Source organism: Mycolicibacterium aurum (genome assembly GCF_900637195.1).
In the GTDB taxonomy this organism is placed as follows: domain Bacteria; phylum Actinomycetota; class Actinomycetes; order Mycobacteriales; family Mycobacteriaceae; genus Mycobacterium; species Mycobacterium aurum.
Genome location: NZ_LR134356.1, coordinates 2,717,578 through 2,738,738 on the forward strand (window position 1 = coordinate 2,717,578; position 21,161 = coordinate 2,738,738).

Annotated in this window: 16 protein-coding genes; 12 read left to right on the forward strand and 4 right to left on the reverse strand. The window is 67.6% G+C overall.

What is annotated here, in order from left to right; all coding sequences use genetic code 11:
* The first annotated feature begins 33 nt into the window (after positions 1–33).
* Genes mutA through lipL form a run of 4 tightly spaced genes read left to right on the forward strand, consistent with a single transcriptional unit; the run spans position 34 to position 6,517 of the window.
* The gene (gene mutA / locus EL337_RS12970) at positions 34–1,920 is read left to right on the forward strand and encodes a methylmalonyl-CoA mutase small subunit (RefSeq protein ID WP_048633886.1); all 1,887 of its coding nucleotides are present in this window, start codon (positions 34–36) and stop codon (positions 1,918–1,920) included.
* Position 1,921: 1 nt separating this feature from the next.
* Complete coding sequence (gene scpA, locus EL337_RS12975) at positions 1,922–4,177, forward strand: methylmalonyl-CoA mutase (RefSeq protein ID WP_048633885.1); 2,256 nt, start codon at positions 1,922–1,924, stop codon at positions 4,175–4,177.
* Positions 4,178–5,173, forward strand: a complete 996-nt coding sequence (gene meaB / locus EL337_RS12980; protein WP_048633884.1) for a methylmalonyl Co-A mutase-associated GTPase MeaB — start codon at positions 4,178–4,180, stop codon at positions 5,171–5,173. It begins immediately after the preceding gene.
* Between the two features lie 51 nt (positions 5,174–5,224).
* Entirely contained in the window at positions 5,225–6,517 is a 1,293-nt protein-coding gene (lipL, locus tag EL337_RS12985) for an esterase/beta-lactamase LipL (RefSeq protein ID WP_048633883.1), read from the forward strand.
* A 24-nt stretch (positions 6,518–6,541) separates the two neighbouring features.
* Here the strand turns inward: lipL and EL337_RS12990 are convergent, their stop codons facing one another.
* Positions 6,542–7,276, reverse strand: coding sequence for a hypothetical protein (locus EL337_RS12990; RefSeq protein ID WP_048633882.1), 735 nt, complete (start codon positions 7,274–7,276; stop codon positions 6,542–6,544).
* A gap of 53 nt (positions 7,277–7,329) precedes the next feature.
* Positions 7,330–7,701, reverse strand: coding sequence for a hypothetical protein (locus EL337_RS12995; protein WP_048633881.1), 372 nt, complete (start codon positions 7,699–7,701; stop codon positions 7,330–7,332).
* 136 nt (positions 7,702–7,837) lie between these two features.
* On the opposite strand from EL337_RS12995, the gene EL337_RS13000 reads away from it, so the two are divergent.
* Both EL337_RS13000 and ileS read left to right on the forward strand, forming a co-directional pair.
* Positions 7,838–8,443, forward strand: a complete 606-nt coding sequence (locus EL337_RS13000) for a hypothetical protein (RefSeq protein ID WP_048633880.1) — start codon at positions 7,838–7,840, stop codon at positions 8,441–8,443.
* A 245-nt stretch (positions 8,444–8,688) separates the two neighbouring features.
* Positions 8,689–11,805, forward strand: coding sequence for an isoleucine--tRNA ligase (gene ileS / locus EL337_RS13005; protein ID WP_048633879.1), 3,117 nt, complete (start codon positions 8,689–8,691; stop codon positions 11,803–11,805).
* 13 nt (positions 11,806–11,818) lie between these two features.
* Here the strand turns inward: ileS and EL337_RS13010 are convergent, their stop codons facing one another.
* Positions 11,819–12,052: an RNA-binding S4 domain-containing protein gene (locus EL337_RS13010; RefSeq protein WP_048633878.1), complete on the reverse strand. Its 234-nt coding sequence runs from the start codon at positions 12,050–12,052 to the stop codon at positions 11,819–11,821.
* Positions 12,053–12,091: 39 nt separating this feature from the next.
* On the opposite strand from EL337_RS13010, the gene EL337_RS13015 reads away from it, so the two are divergent.
* Positions 12,092–13,453 carry a DNA polymerase IV gene (locus EL337_RS13015; protein WP_083443168.1) on the forward strand — a complete coding sequence of 454 codons (1,362 nt, stop codon included), beginning with the start codon at positions 12,092–12,094 and terminating at the stop codon, positions 13,451–13,453.
* 7 nt (positions 13,454–13,460) lie between these two features.
* On the opposite strand, the gene EL337_RS13020 is transcribed toward EL337_RS13015, so the two are convergent.
* A complete protein-coding gene (locus EL337_RS13020) occupies positions 13,461–14,372 on the reverse strand; it encodes an asparaginase (protein WP_048633877.1) in 912 nt (303 codons plus the stop codon).
* A 42-nt stretch (positions 14,373–14,414) separates the two neighbouring features.
* Between EL337_RS13020 and lspA the strand changes: the two genes are divergently transcribed.
* The 5 genes from lspA (at position 14,415) to dnaE (ending at position 21,148) form a co-directional block, all read left to right on the forward strand.
* Positions 14,415–15,008, forward strand: a complete 594-nt coding sequence (lspA, locus tag EL337_RS13025) for a signal peptidase II (RefSeq protein ID WP_048633876.1) — start codon at positions 14,415–14,417, stop codon at positions 15,006–15,008.
* Positions 15,005–15,934, forward strand: coding sequence for an RluA family pseudouridine synthase (locus tag EL337_RS13030; protein WP_048633875.1), 930 nt, complete (start codon positions 15,005–15,007; stop codon positions 15,932–15,934). The genes lspA and EL337_RS13030 overlap by 4 nt, the downstream gene beginning before the upstream one ends.
* Complete coding sequence (gene rarD / locus EL337_RS13035; protein WP_048633874.1) at positions 15,931–16,821, forward strand: EamA family transporter RarD; 891 nt, start codon at positions 15,931–15,933, stop codon at positions 16,819–16,821. The genes EL337_RS13030 and rarD overlap by 4 nt, the downstream gene beginning before the upstream one ends.
* A gap of 53 nt (positions 16,822–16,874) precedes the next feature.
* Positions 16,875–17,540 (forward strand): TetR/AcrR family transcriptional regulator, encoded by a 666-nt coding sequence (locus tag EL337_RS13040; protein WP_048633873.1) that lies wholly within the window; start codon positions 16,875–16,877, stop codon positions 17,538–17,540.
* Positions 17,541–17,611: 71 nt separating this feature from the next.
* Positions 17,612–21,148, forward strand: coding sequence for a DNA polymerase III subunit alpha (dnaE, locus tag EL337_RS13045; RefSeq protein WP_048633872.1), 3,537 nt, complete (start codon positions 17,612–17,614; stop codon positions 21,146–21,148).
* Positions 21,149–21,161 lie beyond the last annotated feature (13 nt).

Genomic DNA, 21,161 nt, shown 5'->3' on the forward strand with positions numbered 1-21,161 from the left:
TGTGCGCTGATGTGACGGCCATCATTTAGCCTGATGGCTGTGCAGAATCCCAGCGCCGGTACTGCCGGCGGAGTAATCGACTCCGATCTGGACCGGTGGCGCACCGCCGTGGCGGGCGTGCTGACGAAGAGCACCACACGCGATCCCGCCGATCTGCCCGATGAACCCGAGCGCCTGCTCGACTCGGCGACCTACGACGGGTTCCCGATCCGTCCGCTGTACACCAGCGCCGACGAGCATGCCGAACCGGCGTTGCCCGGTACCTGGCCCTTCGTGCGGGGCGGCGACGCCCTGCGCGACGTCAAATCGGGCTGGAAGGTTGCCGACGTCTACCCGGCGGACGGTTCTGCTGCGGCAGAGGCCAACGGGTCGATCCTGCTCGGCTTGACCGAAGGCATCAGCGCGCTGGTGCTGCGCGTCGGTGACGGCTCGGCAGCGGGCGGGGTCACTCCCACCGAACTCGACCGCCTGCTCGACGGCGTGTATCTCGACCTGGTGCCGGTGGTGTTCGAAACGTCCGGCGGCGGCAGCACTTACACCGAGACTGCGGACGTCATGCTCGGGCTTCTCAGCGGCCTCGACGACGACCGGCGCTCCCGGCTGTCGGTCGACCTCGGGGCCGACCCGCTCAGTGCGGCGCTGTCCGGCCGGACCGCTCCGGCACTCGGCGACGTGATCACCACCGCGCAGAAGCTGACCGACTACGCCGGGCATGTTCGGGCGATCACCGTCGACGGGCCGGCCTTTCACAATCTCGGCGCGAACGCCTCCTGGGAACTGGCCGCCGCCATCGCCGTGGGTGTCAGCTACCTGCGCCAGCTTGTCGACGCCGGGCTGTCCAGCTCGGAGGCGCTCGCCCAGATCAGCTTCCGGTTCGCCGCCGACGACGACCAGTTCATGACCATCGCCAAACTGCGGGCGGCACGCCAACTCTGGGCACGCGTCGCCGAAGTGGTCGGCGAACCCGCGGCCGGTGCGGCCACGCTGCACGCCACCACCTCGCTGCCGATGATGTCGCAGCGGGATCCGTGGGTGAACATGCTGCGCACCACTGTCGCGGCCTTCGCGGCGGGCGTCGGCGGCGCGGACACCGTCACGGTGCACCCGTTCGACGTCGCGATCGACGGTGGATTCCCCGGCACCGCGCGCAGTTTCGCCCGCCGCATCGCGCGCAACACGCAGCTGCTTCTGTTGGAGGAGTCTCACATCGGGCGGGTACTCGACCCGGCCGGAGGTTCGTGGTTCGTCGAGGACCTCACCCGCGAACTCGCCGAGCGGGCGTGGTCACGATTCCAGGAGATCGAGGCAGCGGGTGGATTCGAGGCGGCCCGCGAGAACATCGGCGCACAGATCGCGGAGGTCGCCGAGCGTCGCGCCGCCGACATCGCGCACCGGCGCACCTCACTCACCGGCGTCAACGAATATCCGAACCTGACCGAAATGCCGCTGCCGCAGGGAAACCCGCTGCCGGGCGTGCGTCGCTACGGAGCCGACTTCGAGGACCTGCGCAACCGCTCCGACGTCCACCTGGACAGACGCGGTGCGCGCCCCAGGGTGCTGCTGCTGCCGCTGGGACCGCTGGCCGAGCACAACATCCGCACGACGTTCGCGGCGAACCTGCTCGCGTCGGGCGGAATCGAAGCCGTCAATCCCGGTCCGTTGGACGCGGCGGGAATCGCCGCGGCCGTGCGGGAGTCCGGAGCAGGCGAAGTCGCGGTGATCTGCGGGACCGACAAGCGGTACGGCGACGAGGCGTCGGCAGCCGTGGACGCCGCCAGAACAGCAGGCGTGAAGCGCATTCTGCTCGCCGGTCCGGAGAAGGCCGTCGCGGACTCCGCGTCGAAGCCCGACGGATACCTGACCGCGAAAATCGATGCGGTCGAAGCACTGTCAGACCTGCTGACCCGATTGGGAGCATGACATGACTGCCACAGCGAAACCCGTCATCGGTTCCTTCGCGGATGTGCCTCTCGCAACTGAGGCAGCCGTTGCGGCGCCGACACCTGCCGACGTTGCCGGGCAGGTGGCCGCGGCGGCCGCCGCACACGGCTACGCCGCCGAGCAGCTCGACTGGGCGACCCCGGAGGGCATCGACGTCAAGCCCGTCTACATCGCCGCCGACCGCGACGACGCCGCAGGCGCCGGGTACCCGCTGCACAGCCTGCCGGGTGAGCCGCCGTTCGTGCGTGGCCCGTACCCGACGATGTACGTCAACCAGCCGTGGACCATCCGCCAGTACGCCGGCTTCTCCACGGCAGCGGAGTCGAATGCGTTCTACCGCCGGAATCTGGCCGCCGGCCAGAAGGGGCTGTCGGTCGCGTTCGATCTCGCCACCCACCGCGGCTACGACTCCGACCATCCCCGTGTCGCCGGTGACGTCGGTATGGCGGGGGTGGCGATCGACTCCATTCTCGACATGCGCCAGCTGTTCGACGGTATCGACCTGTCGGCGGTCTCGGTGTCGATGACGATGAACGGGGCCGTGCTGCCGATCCTGGCCCTCTACGTCGCGGCCGCCGAGGAGCAGGGCGTGCCGCCGGAGAAGCTCGCCGGGACCATCCAGAACGACATTCTCAAAGAGTTCATGGTCCGCAACACCTACATCTATCCACCCAAGCCCTCCATGCGGATCATCTCCGACATCTTCGGCTACACCAGCGTGAAGATGCCGAAGTACAACAGCATCTCGATCTCCGGCTACCACATCCAGGAAGCGGGGGCGACGGCCGATCTGGAGCTGGGCTACACGCTGGCCGACGGTGTCGAGTACATCAAGGCGGGCCTCGACGCCGGCCTGGACATCGACAAGTTCGCGCCGCGGCTGTCCTTCTTCTGGGGTATCGGCATGAACTTCTTCATGGAGGTCGCCAAGCTGCGTGCGGGCCGGCTGCTGTGGAGCGAACTGGTCGCACAGTTCGATCCGAAGAGTGCGAAGTCGCTGTCGCTGCGCACCCATTCGCAGACCTCAGGATGGTCGTTGACCGCGCAGGACCCGTTCAACAACGTCGCTCGGACCTGCATCGAGGCGATGGCGGCCACCCAGGGCCACACCCAGTCGCTGCACACCAACGCGCTCGACGAGGCGCTGGCGCTGCCCACCGACTTCTCAGCCCGGATTGCCCGCAACACCCAGCTCCTGCTGCAGCAGGAGTCCGGCACCACGCGTCCCATCGATCCGTGGGCAGGGTCGTACTACGTGGAGTGGCTGACCCACCAGCTGGCCGAGAAGGCGCGCGGACACATTCGCGAGATCGCCGAACACGGCGGCATGGCGCAGGCCATCAACGAGGGCATCCCCAAGCTGCGCATCGAAGAAGCCGCCGCCCGCACCCAGGCCCGGATCGATTCGGGCGCTCAGACGGTCATCGGCATCAACAAGTACCAGGTCGACGAGGATCAGGAGATCGAGGTCCTCAAGGTCGAGAACAGCCGGGTGCGCGCCGAGCAGATCGCCAAGCTGGAGAGGCTGCGCGCCGACCGTGACAACGAGGCGACGCAGGCTGCTCTCGCCGAACTGACCCGTGCCGCAGCGGCTTCCGGTCCCGCGGGGGAGGATGGGCTCGGCAACAACCTGATGGCGCTGGCCATCAAGGCCGCCCGCGCCATGGCCACCGTCGGCGAGATCTCCGACGCCCTGGAGAAGGTCTACGGCAGGCACCAGGCCGAGATCCGGACCATCGCCGGGGTGTACAGGGACGAGGTGGGCATGGCCAGTAACGTCAGTGGCGCAACGGAATTGGTCGAGAAGTTCGCCGAGGCCGACGGACGTCGTCCCCGCATCCTCGTCGCGAAGATGGGGCAGGACGGACACGACCGCGGACAGAAGGTCATCGCGACGGCGTTCGCCGACATCGGCTTCGACGTCGACGTCGGCTCGCTGTTCTCGACGCCCGACGAGGTCGCGCGCCAGGCCGCCGACAACGACGTGCACGTGGTCGGGGTCTCCTCGCTGGCGGCCGGACACCTGACGTTGGTGCCCGCGTTGCGCGACGCGCTCGCCGAGGTCGGCCGACCCGACATCATGGTCGTCGTCGGCGGGGTGATCCCGCCCGGCGATTTCGACGAGCTGTACGCGGCCGGGGCGACCGCGATCTTCCCTCCCGGCACCGTCATCGCCGATGCCGCGATCGGTCTGCTGAACAAGCTGGCCGAACGCCTCGGCTACACGTTGAACTAGATGAGCCAATCGGTCCGTGAGCTCGCGGCGGCGGTCCGCAGCGGTGACCGCTCGGCGTTGGCGAGGGCGATCACGCTCGTCGAATCGACCCGCGTCGACCATCGGCAGCGGGCGCAGGAACTGCTGCTGGAGCTCATGCCCGACGCGGGCCGGGCCATGCACGTCGGCATCACGGGCGTTCCCGGTGTCGGCAAGTCGACGGCCATCGAGGCCCTCGGCGTCCACCTGATCGACCAGGGGCACCGGGTTGCGGTGCTCGCCGTCGATCCGTCGTCGACGCGGACCGGCGGCTCGATCCTGGGGGACAAGACCCGGATGGCGAAACTGGCCGTGCATCCCGACGCCTACATCAGGCCGTCGCCGACCTCCGGCACGCTCGGCGGTGTGGCGAAGGCGACGCGCGAGACGATCGTGTTGCTGGAGGCCGCCGGTTACGACGTCATCCTGGTCGAGACCGTGGGCGTCGGCCAGTCCGAGGTGACGGTTGCCAACATGGTGGACACCTTCGTGTTCCTGACCCTGGCTCGCACCGGCGACCAGTTGCAGGGCATCAAGAAGGGCGTGCTCGAGCTGGCCGATATCGTCGTGGTGAACAAGGCCGACGGCGAGCATGCGGTCGAGGCCAAGGCCGCTGCACGCGAACTCGCCGGTGCCATCCGTCTGATCTATCCCCGCGAAACCCTATGGCGCCCTCCGGTGTTGACGATGAGCGCACTGACCGGCGACGGCCTCACCGAGCTCTGGGACACGGTGCTCAAGCATCGCGACGTCCTGACAGCGGCAGGGGAGTTCGAGGCCAGGCGCCGCACCCAGCAGGTCGAATGGACCTGGTCGATGGTCCGCGATGCCGTGCTCGACAGGGTGCTGTCGAGCCCCGGAGTGCGGGCGATCCGCACCGAGGTCGAGCGTCAGGTACGCGACGGGGAACTTACACCGGCGCTTGCTGCGCAGCAGATCCTCGCGGCCGTCGAGCAGCCGCCGACGTCGACGGGCTAACGAATCGGTAACTCCGCGATAGTTTGCCGCGCGGCGCGGTAAATTCAAGTTGTGACGGGCGTCAATTCCCGGGAGCGCGATGGGGCGCTCTCACACGGCCACGGTGGGCAACTGCCCCGCGGCGTGCAGGGCGCGGCCGATCCCAACTTCACCTGTGCGGTCCGTGCGTTCGCGCAGATGTTCCCGTACCGCCGGTTCGGCGGCGGGGCGCTGGCGGTGTATCTCGACGGCGAGCCGGTGGTGGATGTGTGGACCGGCTGGTCGGATCGGCGCGGGAAGCGCCGCTGGAACGCCGACACCGCGCCCATGGTGTTCTCCGCCACCAAGGGCGTCGCAGCCACTGTCATCCACCGGCTGGCCGACCGCGGCCTGATCGACTACGACGCACCGGTCGCCGAGTACTGGCGCGAGTTCGGCGCCAACGGCAAGTCGGCGATCACGGTGCGGGAGCTCATGCGCCACCGCGCGGGCCTGTCCCAGCTCAACGGCGTGGCCAAGGCCGATCTGATGGACCACCTTGCGATGGAGGAACGGCTGGCCGCCACACCGGCCAGCTGGCTGGTCGGCAAACCGGCGTACCACGCGTTCACGTTCGGATGGTTGCTGTCCGGGCTGGCGCGGGCGGTCACCGGCACCGGGATGCGCCAGTTGATCCGCACCGAGGTCGCCGCGCCACTGAACACCGACGGCATTCACCTGGGCCGCCCGCCGGCGCACGCCCCCACGCAACCCGCGCGCATCATCGGTCCGCAGACACGCCTGCAGAACCCGCTCTTCAATGTCGTGGCGCCGCATCTGGCGGCGTTGCCGTTCTCCGCCGCGTTCGGGGCGATGTACTTTCCCGGCGTCAAATCCTTCGTGCAGGGCGACACGCCGCTGCTCGACAGCGAGATCCCCGCCGCGAACGGCGTGGCGACCGCCCGGGCACTGGCACGGATGTACGGCGCGATCGCCAACGGCGGCCGCATCGACGGCATGGAGTTCCTGTCCAGCGAGACGACGGCGGCGCTGACGGGCCGCCGGAGTCTGCGCCTCGACCACAGCATGGTCATGCCGCTGTCGTTCCATCTCGGGTACCACGGTCTGCCGATTCCCGGCCTGATGCCCGGATTCGGGCACGTCGGGCTCGGCGGTTCGCTGGGCTGGGCCGATCCGGAGACTGGCCTGGCCTTCGGCTTCGTCCACAATCGGCTGCTCACGCCCCTCGTCATCAGCGACCAGGCGGGCTTCGTCGCGACCGCCGCATTGATCCGCCGCGGGGCGGCGCTCGCCCGCAAGAACGGTCACCGACGGGTGCGCGAATACGGCGCCGCCTTCACCGACCTCGAAGCGACTGCCGTCTGAGAATCGGCCTGCTCGCCGTCACGCTCAGGACTGGGCCCGGGAGAACCATCTGGTCTTGATGCGCCACGAATACGCTGACGTCAGCGCAAAGCCGGCGCCGCAGGCGCACGCGAAGATCCACACCAGAGTGCTGCCCTGGACGGTCTGCAACTGCGGGACCAGCGCGGTGGTGATGCGCACGAGGCACGCCACGATGCCCATCGCGGACGCGAACAGATACACGTTGGCGATGTGGCGGGACCGGGGATCCGTGCGCAGGATCAGCAGGGCGCGCGCGCCATAGCCGAGCAGGTAGATCAACATGCCACACAGCAGCAGCCAGTACATGTTGAGCCAGAAGTCGGTGGGGACGTCGAAGAAGTCGGGACGGTAGATGGACGCGCCGTTGCTGAGCCAGAACGCGGCGAGCAGCAGTGGGATGCACAGCGTCGCCGGCAGCTCGATGTGTTGGCGGAATCGTTGCTGCATTGCGTGATCCTGCTCGAGGCGGCCGAGCGCGTTGTACACGACGGCCGAGGCGGCCACGATGTAGCAATCGTGGCCGATGTAGTCCTCGAGGTTCCACTTACCGGTCAGCGAAAAGAGCCACGGTCCGATGGTTTCCGAGGCGAAGGGCGACATCAACAACACCGCAAGGCCCTGCAGCGCGATATTGAGCGTGGCGGCCACTTCCCACCGGCACGACCACGTGACCCGGCGGATCCACAGGCTCCACCCGATGCACACGAGTGTGATCACGATGAGTGACGCCAGGGCCATAACGGGTCTCTTTCGAGCAGGACGGGTTCAGCAAATGGTAAACACTGACACGGCTACAGGGGAGGTGCATCCAGCCTGGGCGTGAGATCCGCCAGCCTGGACCTGCGGTTTGTGGTCTTCACCGTGGTTTCCGGCAACGTGGCCGTCGTCAATTGCGCGGACCCCGCGGCCTCGACGTAGTGCCAGACTTCCTGCCTGCTCATCAGGCCGAACTGAATCTGCAGGTCCGGATAGCTCAGCCCGAATCGGTCCGCGACATGCCGCAGTTCTTCGGCGTTCGGATAGTCGGCTTCCTTTATCCGCCTGTAATAGGTACTGCTGGAAATGCCAAGCGCGTCAAAAATATCCTTGGTGTCGATCTCTCCGTCGAGGAGGTAGTCGAGCAGGGCTTTGAGCTGTCTGCCGTTCTCGTCCGTACGGGGCATTTGACCACCATAAACCCTGTTCCTGGCTTTGGGCACCCTGTCCCGGCAAATCAGTAACACGTTCCTTATTGACCACGTCGTCACACTTTTGGGAGCAGTCTCCCAATTCTGGGACATTCGCTGTACCGTCAGATGCATGGTCGCTCCATACATCTCGGACGAGGTCAAACAACGGCCCGTCCTCTCCGCGCCGGGCCTGGATGTGTTCGATCACCCCTCGATCGACGCCCTGCCCAACGAACTAGAGAAGTTCAGCACTTTGCCCTCGAGCGAACTGGCGGAGGAGCTGGACGCGGCAGCCGAATGGCTCGGCGTGCACGTCGAGGAGGTCATTCTCGCTGCACTGGGGCGCACCCTCGGCCGGACGCGTGGTGAGGGAACGGTGACCGTCGACGTCACTGGTGGCAACCGTTGGCTTAGCCACCCCGTCACGCTCATCTGTGCGGCCGACCAGCCGATGGGGCCTACCGAGATGTTGCAGGGGGCGCATACCGCACTGGCAGGTGCGCCCGGTCGCGTCAGCGGCCAGGCCGAGCTGTTGCTCAATGTCACGACCACCGACCTGGCCGACGAGCCTGCCGGGCGCGCGCTCGAATTGCGCGTCCTCCTCGCGGACGGGCTGCTGCATCTCGACTGGTGGTACGACACGGCGCGCTTCGACTCGTACTCCGTCGAAGAAATGGCCGAGCAGTTCCCGCTGGCGCTGATCGAGATCACCTCGGACGCGGCCGCGCCGCTCTGACTCGGCACCGCCGCTAGACTGTCGTGCATCGGCGCCGATCCGGCCATCACCGGGGAGCCTTCGGAAGAACAGCAGTGAGCGCTTTTTCTCACGCCGAGTAGAACCGAACGGGTGGGCCCGTCACAGCCTTGAGTGGAGTGGCGCACGATTCTCGTGCGCAAGCGGGGTGGTACCGCGGCGCTCGCGCACCTGCGCGACGTTCGTCCCCGTGCCTTGAGCGACGCATGGCACAGGAGACGTAGCACGTGACCGCATATCCCAAGCCGGCATCCGGAGCGCCGAAGTTCCCGGCGCTGGAAGCCGAGGTACTGAGCTACTGGGGCAGCGACGACACCTTCCGGTCCAGCATTGCCGCGCGCGAGGGTGCACCGGAGTACGTCTTCTACGACGGCCCACCCTTCGCCAACGGCCTTCCGCACTACGGGCACCTGCTGACCGGCTACGTCAAGGACATCGTTCCGCGCTACCGCACGATGCGCGGCTACAAGGTGGATCGCCGATTCGGCTGGGACACCCACGGTCTGCCCGCCGAACTCGAGGTGCAGCGTCAACTCGGCATCACCGACAAAGCCCAGATCGAGGAAATGGGCATCGAGAAGTTCAACGATGCCTGCCGGGAGTCGGTGCTCAAGTACACCAGCGAGTGGCGTGAGTACGTGACCAGGCAGGCCCGCTGGGTCGACTTCGACAACGACTACAAGACACTCGACATCGGGTTCATGGAGTCGGTGCTCTGGGTGTTCAAGCAACTGTGGGACAAGGGCCTTGCCTACGAGGGCAATCGGGTGCTGCCGTACTGCTGGAATGACGAGACCCCGCTGTCCAGTCACGAGCTGCGCATGGACGACGACGTGTACCAGAGTCGGCAGGACCCCGCGCTCACCGTCGGGTTCCGGATCGACGGAGGGCCGGTCAGCGACCTCGTCGGGGCCTACCTGGTGGTGTGGACGACGACACCGTGGACACTGCCCTCCAACCAGGCGGTCGCGGTCAACCCGGACGTCACCTACGTGGTGGTCGAGGTCGACGGCCGACGCCTGGTGCTGGCGCAAGCCCGCTTGGGCGCCTACGCGCGCGAGTTGGGAGAGGAGCCCGAAGTGCTGGCCAGCTACGCCGGCCGCGAGCTCCTTGACGTGCACTATGTTCCGCCGTTTCCCTATTTCATCGACTCGCCCAACGCATTTCGGGTCCTGCCCGGCGACTTCGTCAGCACCGAGGACGGCACCGGGCTGGTGCACATGTCCCCGGCCTACGGCGAGGACGACATGGCCACCGCGCAGGCGGCGGGGATCGAGGCCGTCACCCCGGTCGACGCCAGAGGCCGCTTCGACTCGTCGGTGCCCGACTACGCGGGCCAGCACGTGTTCGACGCCAACCCGCAGATCATCCGCGACCTCAAGAACGGCTCCGGCCCGGCGGCCGTCAACGGTGCCGTGCTGCTGCGTCACGACACGTACGAGCACTCCTATCCGCACTGCTGGCGGTGCCGCAATCCGCTGATCTACCGGGCGGTGTCGTCCTGGTTCGTCAAGGTCACGCAGTTCCGGGACCGCATGGTCGAGCTCAACCAGGAGATCACCTGGTATCCCGAGCACGTCAAGGACGGTCAGTTCGGCAAGTGGCTGCAGGGCGCGCGGGATTGGTCGATCTCGCGAAATCGCTACTGGGGCACCCCGATTCCGGTGTGGAAGTCCGACGATCCGGCATATCCGCGGATCGACGTGTACGGCAGCCTCGACGAGTTGGAACGCGATTTCGGCGTCCGGCCGGACAACCTGCACCGCCCGTTCATCGACGAGCTGACCCGGCCCAACCCGGACGATCCGACCGGCAGGTCCACGATGCGGCGCATCGAGGACGTGCTCGACGTATGGTTCGACTCCGGGTCGATGCCCTACGGGCAGGTGCACTACCCGTTCGAGAACGAGCAGTGGTTCGAGTCGCACTATCCCGGCGATTTCATCGTCGAGTACATCGGTCAGACCCGCGGCTGGTTCTACACGCTGCACGTCCTCGCGACCGCGCTGTTCGACCGACCGGCGTTCCGCACGTGTGTCTCGCACGGCATCGTGCTGGGCAACGACGGGCAGAAGATGAGCAAGTCGCTGCGCAACTACCCGGACGTGTCCGAGGTGTTCGACCGCGACGGCTCTGACGCGATGCGGTGGTTCCTGATGGCCTCGCCGATCCTGCGCGGCGGCAACCTGATCGTCACCGAGCAGGGCATCCGCGAGGGAGTCCGGCAGGTGCTGCTGCCGCTGTGGAACGCCTACACCTTCCTGGCGCTCTACGCCCCGGAGAAGGGCACGTGGCGCACCGATTCGACCAACGTGCTGGACCGCTACATCCTGGCCAAGCTTGCCGTGCTGCGCGACGATCTGACCGCGTCGATGGACACGTGCGACATCTCCCAGGCCTGCGACCAGCTCCGCCAGTTCACCGAGGCGCTGACCAATTGGTATGTGCGGCGGTCTCGTTCGCGGTTCTGGGAGGAGGATCGCGATGCGATCGACACGCTGCACACCGTGCTGGAGGTGACCAGTCGCCTGGCCGCACCGCTGCTACCGCTGATCACCGAGGTCATCTGGCGCGGCGTCACCGGCGAGCGCTCGGTGCACCTGACCGACTGGCCGGAATCGGGCTCGTTGCCCGCCGACCCGCAGTTGGTCGCGGACATGGACCTGGTGCGCGCCGTCGCATCGACCGGATCGTCGCTGCGCAAGGCCAAGAAGCTGCGCGTGCGCCTGCCCTTGCTGAAACTGACTGTGGCAGTCGATGATCCGAGCCGTCTCGAGCCCTACCGTGAGCTGATCGCCGACGAGCTCAACGTCAAGGCGGTCGAGCTGACCGACGACATCGCCGCGCATGGACAGTTCGAGCTGACCGTGAACGCCCGCGCCGCCGGGCCGCGGATCGGCAAGGATGTGCAGGCCGCGATCAAGGCGGTGAAGGCGGGCGAGGCGGTCGTCAATGCCGACGGCACGTTGGAGGCCGGGCCCGCGGTCCTTCTCCCCGAGGAGTACAGCTCGCGACTGGTGGCGGCCGATCCCGAATTCACCTCGGCGCTTCCCGGCGGGGCCGGGCTGGTGGTGCTCGACGGCACCGTTACCCCGGAGTTGGAGGCCGAAGGCTGGGCCAAAGATCGGATCCGCGAACTGCAGGAGCTCCGAAAGTCCACGGGACTCGATGTCTCCGACCGGATTTCGGTGGTGATCTCGGTACCCGAGCGGCACGCGGAGTGGGCCCGGACCCACCGGGAGCTGATTGCAGGCGAGGTTCTGGCCACCAGCTTCGAGTTCGGTGAGCCGGCGGATGGAACCGAGATCGGCGACGGCGTGCGCGTCGCGATCGTGAAGGCGTGACGGCCGCGTAGGTTCACCCCGGCGCGACGCGGGCAGCGCGGTCGCCGTAGACCACGGTGTCGCCCGGGCGCAGTTGTCTGCCGCGGCGGCGCTCCACCTCGCCGTTGACGCTGACCAGTCCGTCGGCGATCACCGTCTTCGCGTCGGCGCCGGTGTCGATCAGGTCGGCCAGCTTGAGAAACTGGCCGAGCCGGATCGAGGCGTCCCGGATCGGTACGTCGGACGATTCCCCGCTCGGGTGTGCCATGCCGGTCAGGCTATCCGGCACCGCCTAGCATCGGCGGGTGTGGCGGCTCGGTGGGTCCTGCACCTGGACATGGATGCGTTCTTCGCATCTGTGGAGCAGTTGACCCGGCCTACTCTGCGCGGACGTCCGGTGCTGGTGGGCGGCGTCGGTGGTCGCGGCGTGGTGGCAGGGGCGAGCTACGAGTCACGCGTCTTCGGCGCCCGCTCGGCGATGCCGATGCACCAGGCCAGACGTCTGATCGGCAGCGCTGCGGTGGTGCTCCCACCGCGCGGGGTCGTCTACGGACTGGCCAGCAGGCGGGTGTTCGAGACGGTGCGGACCATGGTGGCGGTCCTGGAGCAGTTGTCGTTCGACGAAGCCTTCGGTGAGCCGCCTGAGCTGGCCGGCGCGGCCGAGCCCGCGGTCGAAGACTTCTGTGAGCAGTTGCGGGCCCGCGTCCTGACCGAGACCGGGCTGGTGGCCTCGGTGGGGGCGGGCTCCGGAAAGCAGATCGCCAAGATCGCCTCGGGACTGGCCAAGCCCGACGGCGTCCGGGTGGTCCGCCGGGACGAGGAGCGCAGCCTGCTGGCCGGGCTTCCGGTCCGGCGGCTCTGGGGGATCGGGCCGGTCGCCGACGAGAAACTGCACCGCCTGGGTGTCGAGACCATCGGAGCCTTTGCGGCGCTGTCGCACACCGAGGTGGCCGACATCCTCGGCGCGACGGTGGGTCCGGCGCTGCATCGGCTGGCGCGCGGCATCGACGACCGGCCCGTCGCCGAGAACGCGCCCGCCAAGCAGATCAGCGCGGAGTCGACGTTCGCGCAGGACCTGACCACGCTCGCGCAGTTACACGAGGCGATGGGGCCGATCGGAGGTCATGCCCACCGCCGGCTGGAAAAGGACGGCCGGGGGGCGCGCACCGTGACCGTCAAACTCAAACGTTCCGACATGAGCACCCTGACCCGCTCGGCGACCCTTCCGTACGCCACCACCGACCCGGCCACCCTGATCGGCACGGCGCGGAAGCTGCTGCTGGATCCTGTCGAGATCGGCCCGGTACGGCTTGTGGGAGTGGGGTTTTCGGGTCTCTCCCACGTTCAGCAGGAGCCACTCTTCACCGATCTGGAGGTGGTCGAGGAGACGTCGGACCGCAGCCTGCCCGCCACGCTCACCGACGTCGCCGCCGCAGCACCGGCGTGGCGGGTCGGGGACGACGTCACGCATCTGGAGTTCGGGCACGGCTGGGTGCAGGGTGCCGGACACGGGGTGATGACCGTGCGCTTCGAGACCCGCGCCACCGGGGTGGGGCCGGCGCGCACCTTCCGCGCCGACGATCCCGCGGTGTCTCGGGCCAACCCGGTCGACAGCCTCGCCTGGCCGGACTTCGTCGAGGAGGTCGCCCGGCATCAGGAGACGTCGTAGTGACGGCTCAGGCCCACTCGTCGAAGACCTGCCGGGGTGCCGGTGTCCCGGCTGCCAGCGCGGCCATCAACAGCACGCGGGCCTGCGGCGGCCGAAGCCGAGATGCCACGAACGCCCCTGCGTCCACGAGGGCGCGGCCCGGGCCGTAGCCGGGGCTCACCCGGCCCTCGGGCACCCTGGTCGACACCGCGACCGCCACGCCGTCGCGGCAGTGCCTGCGCACGCCGTCGATCAGGGCGGCTCCCGCATTGCCCGCCCCCAGACCCTGCAGCACGATGCCGCGCGCGCCCGCCGCGACACAGGCGTCCAGGGCGGCGGTGTCTGCACCGGGGTAGGCGGCCACGATGTCCACCCGCGGCGCATCGGCCGCGACGAGCCTGCCGAGGTAGGGCCGCGGCCTGCCGGGCGTTGCCGACCGGCCCGCGAAGCTCTGCGCGTCGGTGGTCGCCACCTTGTGGACGCCGAGCGCGTCGAACACGGCACCGGCGAAGCTCACCACCACGCCGAGTCCGCGACTGTGCGGGCCGGCGGCGACCGCCAGGGCGTCGCGCAGGTTGGCGGGTCCGTCGGCGTCCGGCGCGTCGGCGCTGCGCTGCGCCCCGGTGAGCACCACCGGGGTGTCACCGTCATAGGTCAGCGCCAGCCACAGCGCGGTCTCCTCCATGGTGTCGGTGCCGTGGGTGACGACGATGCCCTGCGACGAGTCGGCTGCGTCTCGGACGGCCGCAGCGATCCGGTCCCAGTCCCGGGGCGTGAGCTGGGAGCTGTCGACCTTGACCACGTCGACGACGTCGACGTCGACGTCGACGTCCAAACCCTGCGTGAGGTCGGCGCCGGTGCGGGTGGGACGCAACACGGAGTCGGCATCGGCGCTCGTCGAAATGGTGCCACCGGTGGTTATGACGACGAGGCGATCCATGGGTGGAATTGTTCACCACCGGCTCTTTGCGATGATGGGTGCGTGACCGACGAATCATCGAGCCCGGCCGAGCCCGCGACCGGCGAGGAAAAGGTGGCCGGTGAACAGCCCGCCCCGGCTTCGCCTCCGCGCCGGCGGGTGCGCCTCCTGCTGACGGTGGCGGGGGTGGTGCTCGTGCTCGACATCGTCACCAAGGTGCTTGCCGTCAGGCTGCTGACACCCGGTCAGCCGGTCCCGATCATCGGCGACACGGTGACATGGACGCTGGTCCGGAACTCCGGCGCGGCGTTCTCGATGGCCACCGGATACACCTGGGTCCTGACGCTGGTCGCCACGGGTGTCGTCTTCGGCATCATCTGGATGGGTCGACGCCTGGTATCGCCGTGGTGGGCTCTGGGGTTGGGCATGATCCTCGGCGGCGCGATGGGCAACCTGGTGGACCGGTTCTTCCGTTCGCCCGGCCCGCTGCGCGGTCACGTCGTCGACTTCCTGTCCATCGGATGGTGGCCGGTGTTCAACGTGGCCGACCCGTCGGTGGTCGGGGGCGCGATCCTGCTCGTGGTGTTGTCGCTGTTCGGATTCGACTTCGACACTGCCGGGCGGCGTAAGCCCGCATCCGAGCCGGAAGCAGAATGACCACACGGTCGATGCCGGTGCCCGAGGGGCTGGCAGGCATGCGCGTGGACGCCGGGCTGGCCCGGCTCCTCGGGTTGTCGCGGACGGCGGCCGCGGCGATCGCGGAGGAGGGCGGCGTCGAGCTGGACGGCGCCGTCGCAGGCAAGTCCGACAAACTGGTCGCGGGCGCATGGCTGGAGGTCCAGCTGCCCGAGGCGCCCCCGCCGGTGGAGAACGTCCCGGTCGACATCGAGGGCATGACGATTCTGTACTCCGACGACGACCTCGTCGCGATCGACAAGCCTCCCGGGGTGGCGGCCCACGCGACGGTCGGTTGGCATGGGCCGACGGTGCTCGGGGGACTGGCCGCCGCCGGATTCCGGATCAGCACGTCGGGAATTCACGAGCGCCAGGGCATCGTGCACCGGCTGGACGTCGGCACGTCCGGCGTCATGGTCGTCGCCCTGTCCGAGCGGGCGTACACGGTGCTCAAGAGGGCGTTCAAGGAGCGCACCGTCGAGAAGCGCTATCACGCGCTCGTGCAGGGGCACCCGGATCCGTCCAGCGGGACCATCGACGCGCCGATCGGCCGTCACCGCGGGAACGACTGGAAGTTCGCCGTCGTCGAGGGCGGCCGCAACAGCGTGACGCACTACGACACGCTGGAGGCGCACCAGGCCGCGAGCCTGCTCGACGTCACGCTCGAAACCGGGCGCACACACCAGATCCGGGTGCACTTCGCCGCGCTGCACCATCCCTGCTGTGGTGACATCACCTACGGCGCCGACCCCAACCTGGCCAAAAGGCTTGGGCTGGAACGGCAATGGCTGCATGCGCGGTCGCTGGCCTTCGCGCATCCCGCGGACGGCAGGTGGGTCGAGTTCACCAGCCCGTATCCGGCCGACCTGCAGCACGCGCTGGACGTCCTGCGTCAGCACCACCTGTGAGGTCAGGCCTGTTCTTCGGGGCCGGCGCCTATGTGATGTGGGGCCTGTTCCCGGCGTTCTTCCCGCTGCTGAAACCGGCGGGGGCGGTGGAGGTGCTCGCCCACCGGATCATCTGGAGCTTCGTGCTGATGGTCGTCGTCGTGGCGGCGGTGCGCCGTCTGGGTGACATCAGGAACATCACCCGGCGAACCTGGCTGCTTCTGGTCACCGCGGCCGGGCTCATCTCGGTCAACTGGCTCATCTACGTGTACGCGGTCAACAACGGCCACGTCGTCGACGCCGCCCTGGGCTATTTCATGAACCCGCTTGTGTCGATCGCGCTCGGGCTGGTGATCTTCCGGGAGAAACTCAACCGCTGGCAGTTCGCCGCACTGGCCCTGGCGGTGGTCGCGGTGGTGATCATGACGGTGCAACTCGGCCAGCCGCCGCTGGTCGGGATCGGACTTGCCCTGTCCTTCGGACTGTACGGCGCGGTGAAAAAGCTGGTTCCCACCGATCCGCGCGTCAGCGTCGGTCTGGAGGCCGCCATCGCCACACCGTTCGCGGTCGCCTATGTGGTGGCGTTGCAGGTCAGCGGCGGCGGCACCCTCACCGGACACGGTGGGGGACACGTTGCGCTGCTCGTGCTGTCGGGGGTGCTCACCGCACTGCCGCTGCTGCTCTTCGCCGCCGCGGCACAACGGCTGCCGCTGGTCAGCCTCGGCCTGCTGTTCTACGTGACACCGGCGATGCAGCTGACCTGGGGTGTGCTGGTGGGCAACGAGCCGATGCCCCCGATGCGGTGGCTGGGGTTCGGGCTGATCTGGGTCGCGCTGCTGGTGTTCACCGTCGACGCGGTGCGACGCGCGCGCGACGGCAGGCGTGTCTCGACGTCGTTGACCGCGTGAGCTTTGCACAAGTTCTCATTGACCCGCGAGTAGCTATGTCCTAACGTTTGCTCGTGGAGAACGAGACCCTGGTGGGGCCCGCAGTTCGCAAGCGTGGTCGCCCGGTGGGGTCCGACTCCGAGCAGACCCGCCGAACCATCCTGGGTGCGGCGCGCGATCTCATCGCCGAGCGCGGTTATCACGGAGCCACGTTCCAGCAGATCGCGCGGCGGGCCGGCATCAGCCGCCCCACGCTGCACTACTACTTCGCCACCAGGGAAGACCTCTACGACGAGTTGCTCTCCGATGTTCGTGCGCAGGTGGCCGAATGTGCTGCCAGGGCGATGTCCGCCAGTCCACTGAGACGCCAACTAGCAGTGTTCACGACGGAGTTTCATCGTTTGGGTGCCGCCGAACCGGCGTTGCTGAAGATGATCCTCACGGCGCGCATCGACCACCACAGGGGGGTGCACCGCCACGAAGCCGCCCGCGCGATCGTGTCGACGGTGCACGCGTTCTACGACGCCGTGGTCGCGGACGCGGTGCATCGCGGTGAGTTGGCGTCCGACACCGACGTCCACGCCGTGGCCGATCTGTTGGCGGCACTGTTCTGGGGCCTCGGCTTCCATGCCGGGTTCGTGATGGACGGCGGTGACGCGTCCGGGGTAGCCAGGCAATTGCTGCATGTGCTCGGTCACGGATTGCTGAGCGAGCCGTACGAATCAGCGCTCGGGGCGTGATCCGGCCAACCTGAGACACGCAGCGCGACACGCCGAGCACTGTCGGTGGGCGGCCATAGACTGGCGTCCCTATGAGTGGGTCATTCGTACATCTCCACAACCACACCGAGTACTCGATGCTCGACGGTGCCGCGAAGGTGAAACCGATGCTCGCCGAGGCGCAGCGGCTCGAGATGCCTGCCATCGGCATGACCGACCACGGAAACATGTTCGGCGCCAGCGAGTTCTACAACGCGGCCACCGACGTCGGCATCAAGCCGATCATCGGGATCGAGGCGTACATCGCACCGGCGTCGCGCTTCGAGACCAAGCGGGTCCTGTGGGGTGACCCGAGCCAGAAGTCCGACGACGTCTCCGGCAGCGGTTCCTACACCCACATGACCATGGTCGCCGAGAACGCGACGGGGCTGCGCAATCTGTTCAAGCTGTCGTCTCTGGCGTCGTTCGAGGGCCAGCTCGGCAAGTGGTCCCGGATGGACGCCGAGATCATCGCCGAACATGCCGAAGGCATCATCGCCACCACCGGCTGCCCCTCGGGCGAGGTGCAGACCAGGCTGAGGCTGGGGCACCGAAAAGAGGCCATCGAGGCCGCTGCCAAATGGCGGGAGATCTTCGGTCCGGAGAACTTCTTCCTCGAGCTCATGGATCACGGCCTCGACATCGAACGCCGGGTCCGCGACGGCCTGCTCGAGGTCGGCAAGACACTGGGCATACCGCCGCTGGCCACCAACGACTGCCATTACGTCACCCGCGACGCGTCCCAGAACCACGAGGCGCTGCTGTGCATCCAGACGGGCAAGACGCTGTCGGATCCGAACCGGTTCAAATTCGACGGGGACGGCTACTACCTCAAATCCGCCGCCGAGATGCGGGCGTTGTGGGACTCCCAGGTTCCGGGTGCCTGCGACTCGACGCTGCTGATCGCCGAGCGGGTGCAGCCGTACACCGATGTGTGGGCGCCCAAGGACCGGATGCCGGTGTTCCCGGTGCCGGAGGGGCATGACCAGGGTTCCTGGCTCACCCACGAGGTGCAGGTCGGCCTCGAGCGCCGGTTCCGCGGCCAACCGGTGCCGCAGGAATACACCGATCGGGCGGCGTTCGAGATCAAGGTCATCTGCGACAAGGGTTTCCCGGCCTACTTCCTGATCGTCGCCGACCTGATCAACTACGCGAAATCGGTCGACATCCGGGTGGGGCCCGGCCGTGGTTCGGCGGCAGGTTCGCTGGTGGCGTACGCCATGGGCATCACCAACATCGACCCCATTCCCCACGGTCTGCTGTTCGAGCGGTTCCTCAACCCCGAGCGTCCGTCCGCTCCCGATATCGACATCGACTTCGACGACCGTCGCCGCGGTGAGATGCTGCGCTACGCCGCCAACAAGTGGGGAAGTGACCGGGTCGCCCAGGTCATCACCTTCGGCACCATCAAAACGAAAGCGGCACTGAAGGATTCGGCGCGGGTGCATTACGGCCAGCCGGGCTTCGCGATCGCCGACCGCATCACCAAGGCCCTGCCGCCGCCCATCATGGCCAAGGACATCCCGGTGTCCGGGATCACCGACCCCACCCACGAGCGGTACAAGGAGGCCGCGGAGGTCCGTGCGCTGATCGACACCGATCCCGACGTGCGGACCATCTACGAGACCGCGCGCGGCCTGGAGGGCCTGGTCCGCAACGCCGGCGTGCACGCCTGCGCGGTGATCATGAGCTCCGAGCCGCTGATGGACGCGATCCCGCTGTGGAAGCGGCCGCAGGACGGTGCGGTGATCACCGGGTGGGACTACCCGTCGTGTGAGGCCATCGGTCTACTGAAGATGGACTTCCTGGGTCTGCGGAACCTGACGATCATCGGCGACTGCATCGAGAACATCAAGGCCAACCGCGGTATCGACGTGGACCTGGAGTCGTTGGACCTCGACGACCCCAAGGCCTACGAGTTGCTCGGCCGCGGTGACACGCTCGGGGTGTTCCAGCTCGACGGCAGTGCGATGCGCGATCTACTGCGCCGCATGCAGCCCACCGAGTTCAACGACATCGTCGCCGTGCTTGCGCTGTACCGGCCCGGCCCGATGGGCATGAACGCGCACAACGACTACGCCGACCGCAAGAACGGCCGCCAGGCCATCAAGCCCATCCACCCCGAGCTCGAGGAACCGCTGCGCGAGATCCTCTCGGAGACGTACGGCCTGATCGTCTACCAAGAGCAGATCATGTTCATCGCCCAGAAGGTCGCCGGCTACTCGATGGGCAAGGCCGACGCGCTGCGCAAGGCCATGGGCAAGAAGAAGCTCGAAGTCCTGGAGGCCGAGTACAAGGGCTTCCTGGAAGGGATGACCGCCAACGGATTCTCCGCCGCGGCGGTGAAGGCACTGTGGGACACCATTCTTCCGTTCGCCGGGTACGCGTTCAACAAGTCGCACGCGGCGGGCTACGGGTTGGTGTCGTACTGGACGGCCTACCTGAAGGCCAACTTCCAGGCCGAGTACATGGCGGGTCTGCTCACCTCGGTGGGCGATGACAAGGACAAGGCGGCGGTGTATCTGGCCGACTGCCGTCGTCTCGGTATCACCGTGCTCCCGCCCGACGTCAACGAGTCCGTGCAGAACTTCGCGTCGGTGGGCGCAGACATCCGGTTCGGCCTCGGCGCGGTCCGCAACGTCGGTGCCAACGTCGTCGCCTCGCTGGTGAACACGCGCAGCGAGAAGGGCAAGTACACCGACTTCTCCGATTACCTGAACAAGATCGACATCGCCGCCTGCAACAAGAAGGTGACGGAGTCGCTGGTCAAGGCGGGTGCCTTCGATTCACTCGGGCATCCCCGCAAAGGCCTGTTCCTGGTGCACACCGATGCCGTCGATTCGGTGCTCGGCACGAAGAAGGCCGAGGCGATGGGTCAGTTCGACCTGTTCGGCGGCGGCGACGACAGCGGTGCCGAGTCGGTGTTCACCATCAAAGTGCCCGACGAGGAATGGGAAGACAAACACAAGCTCGCCCTCGAGCGGGAGATGCTCGGGCTGTATGTGTCCGGCCACCCGCTCAACGGCATTGCACATCTACTGACCGCGCAGGTCGACACGCAGATCCCGGCCATCCTCGACGGGGATGTCGCCAACGACACTCAGGTGCGGGTCGGCGGAATCCTGGCGTCGGTGAACCGGCGCGTCAACAAGAACGGCCTGCCGTGGGCGTCGGCGCAGATCGAGGACCTCACCGGTGGCATCGAGGTGCTCTTCTTCCCGCAGACCTACTCGATGTTCGGCGCCGAGATCGCCGACGACGTCGTGGTGCTGATCGGCGCGAAGGTGGCGATCCGCGACGACCGGATCTCATTGATCGCCAACGAGCTTGTGGTACCGGACTTTTCGAGTGCCCAGACCAACAAGCCGGTCGCGGTGAGCCTGCCCACCCGGCAGTGCACCGTCGACAAGGTGACCGCGCTCAAGCAGGTGCTGGCACGGCATCCTGGGACCGCGCAGGTCCATCTGCGCCTGATCAGCGGTGAGCGGATCACCACGCTCGAGCTGGATCATTCGCTGCGGGTGACCCCGTCGTCGGCACTGATGGGCGACCTGAAAGAACTGCTGGGACCCGGCTGCCTCGGCAGCTGAACGCGGCAGGTCG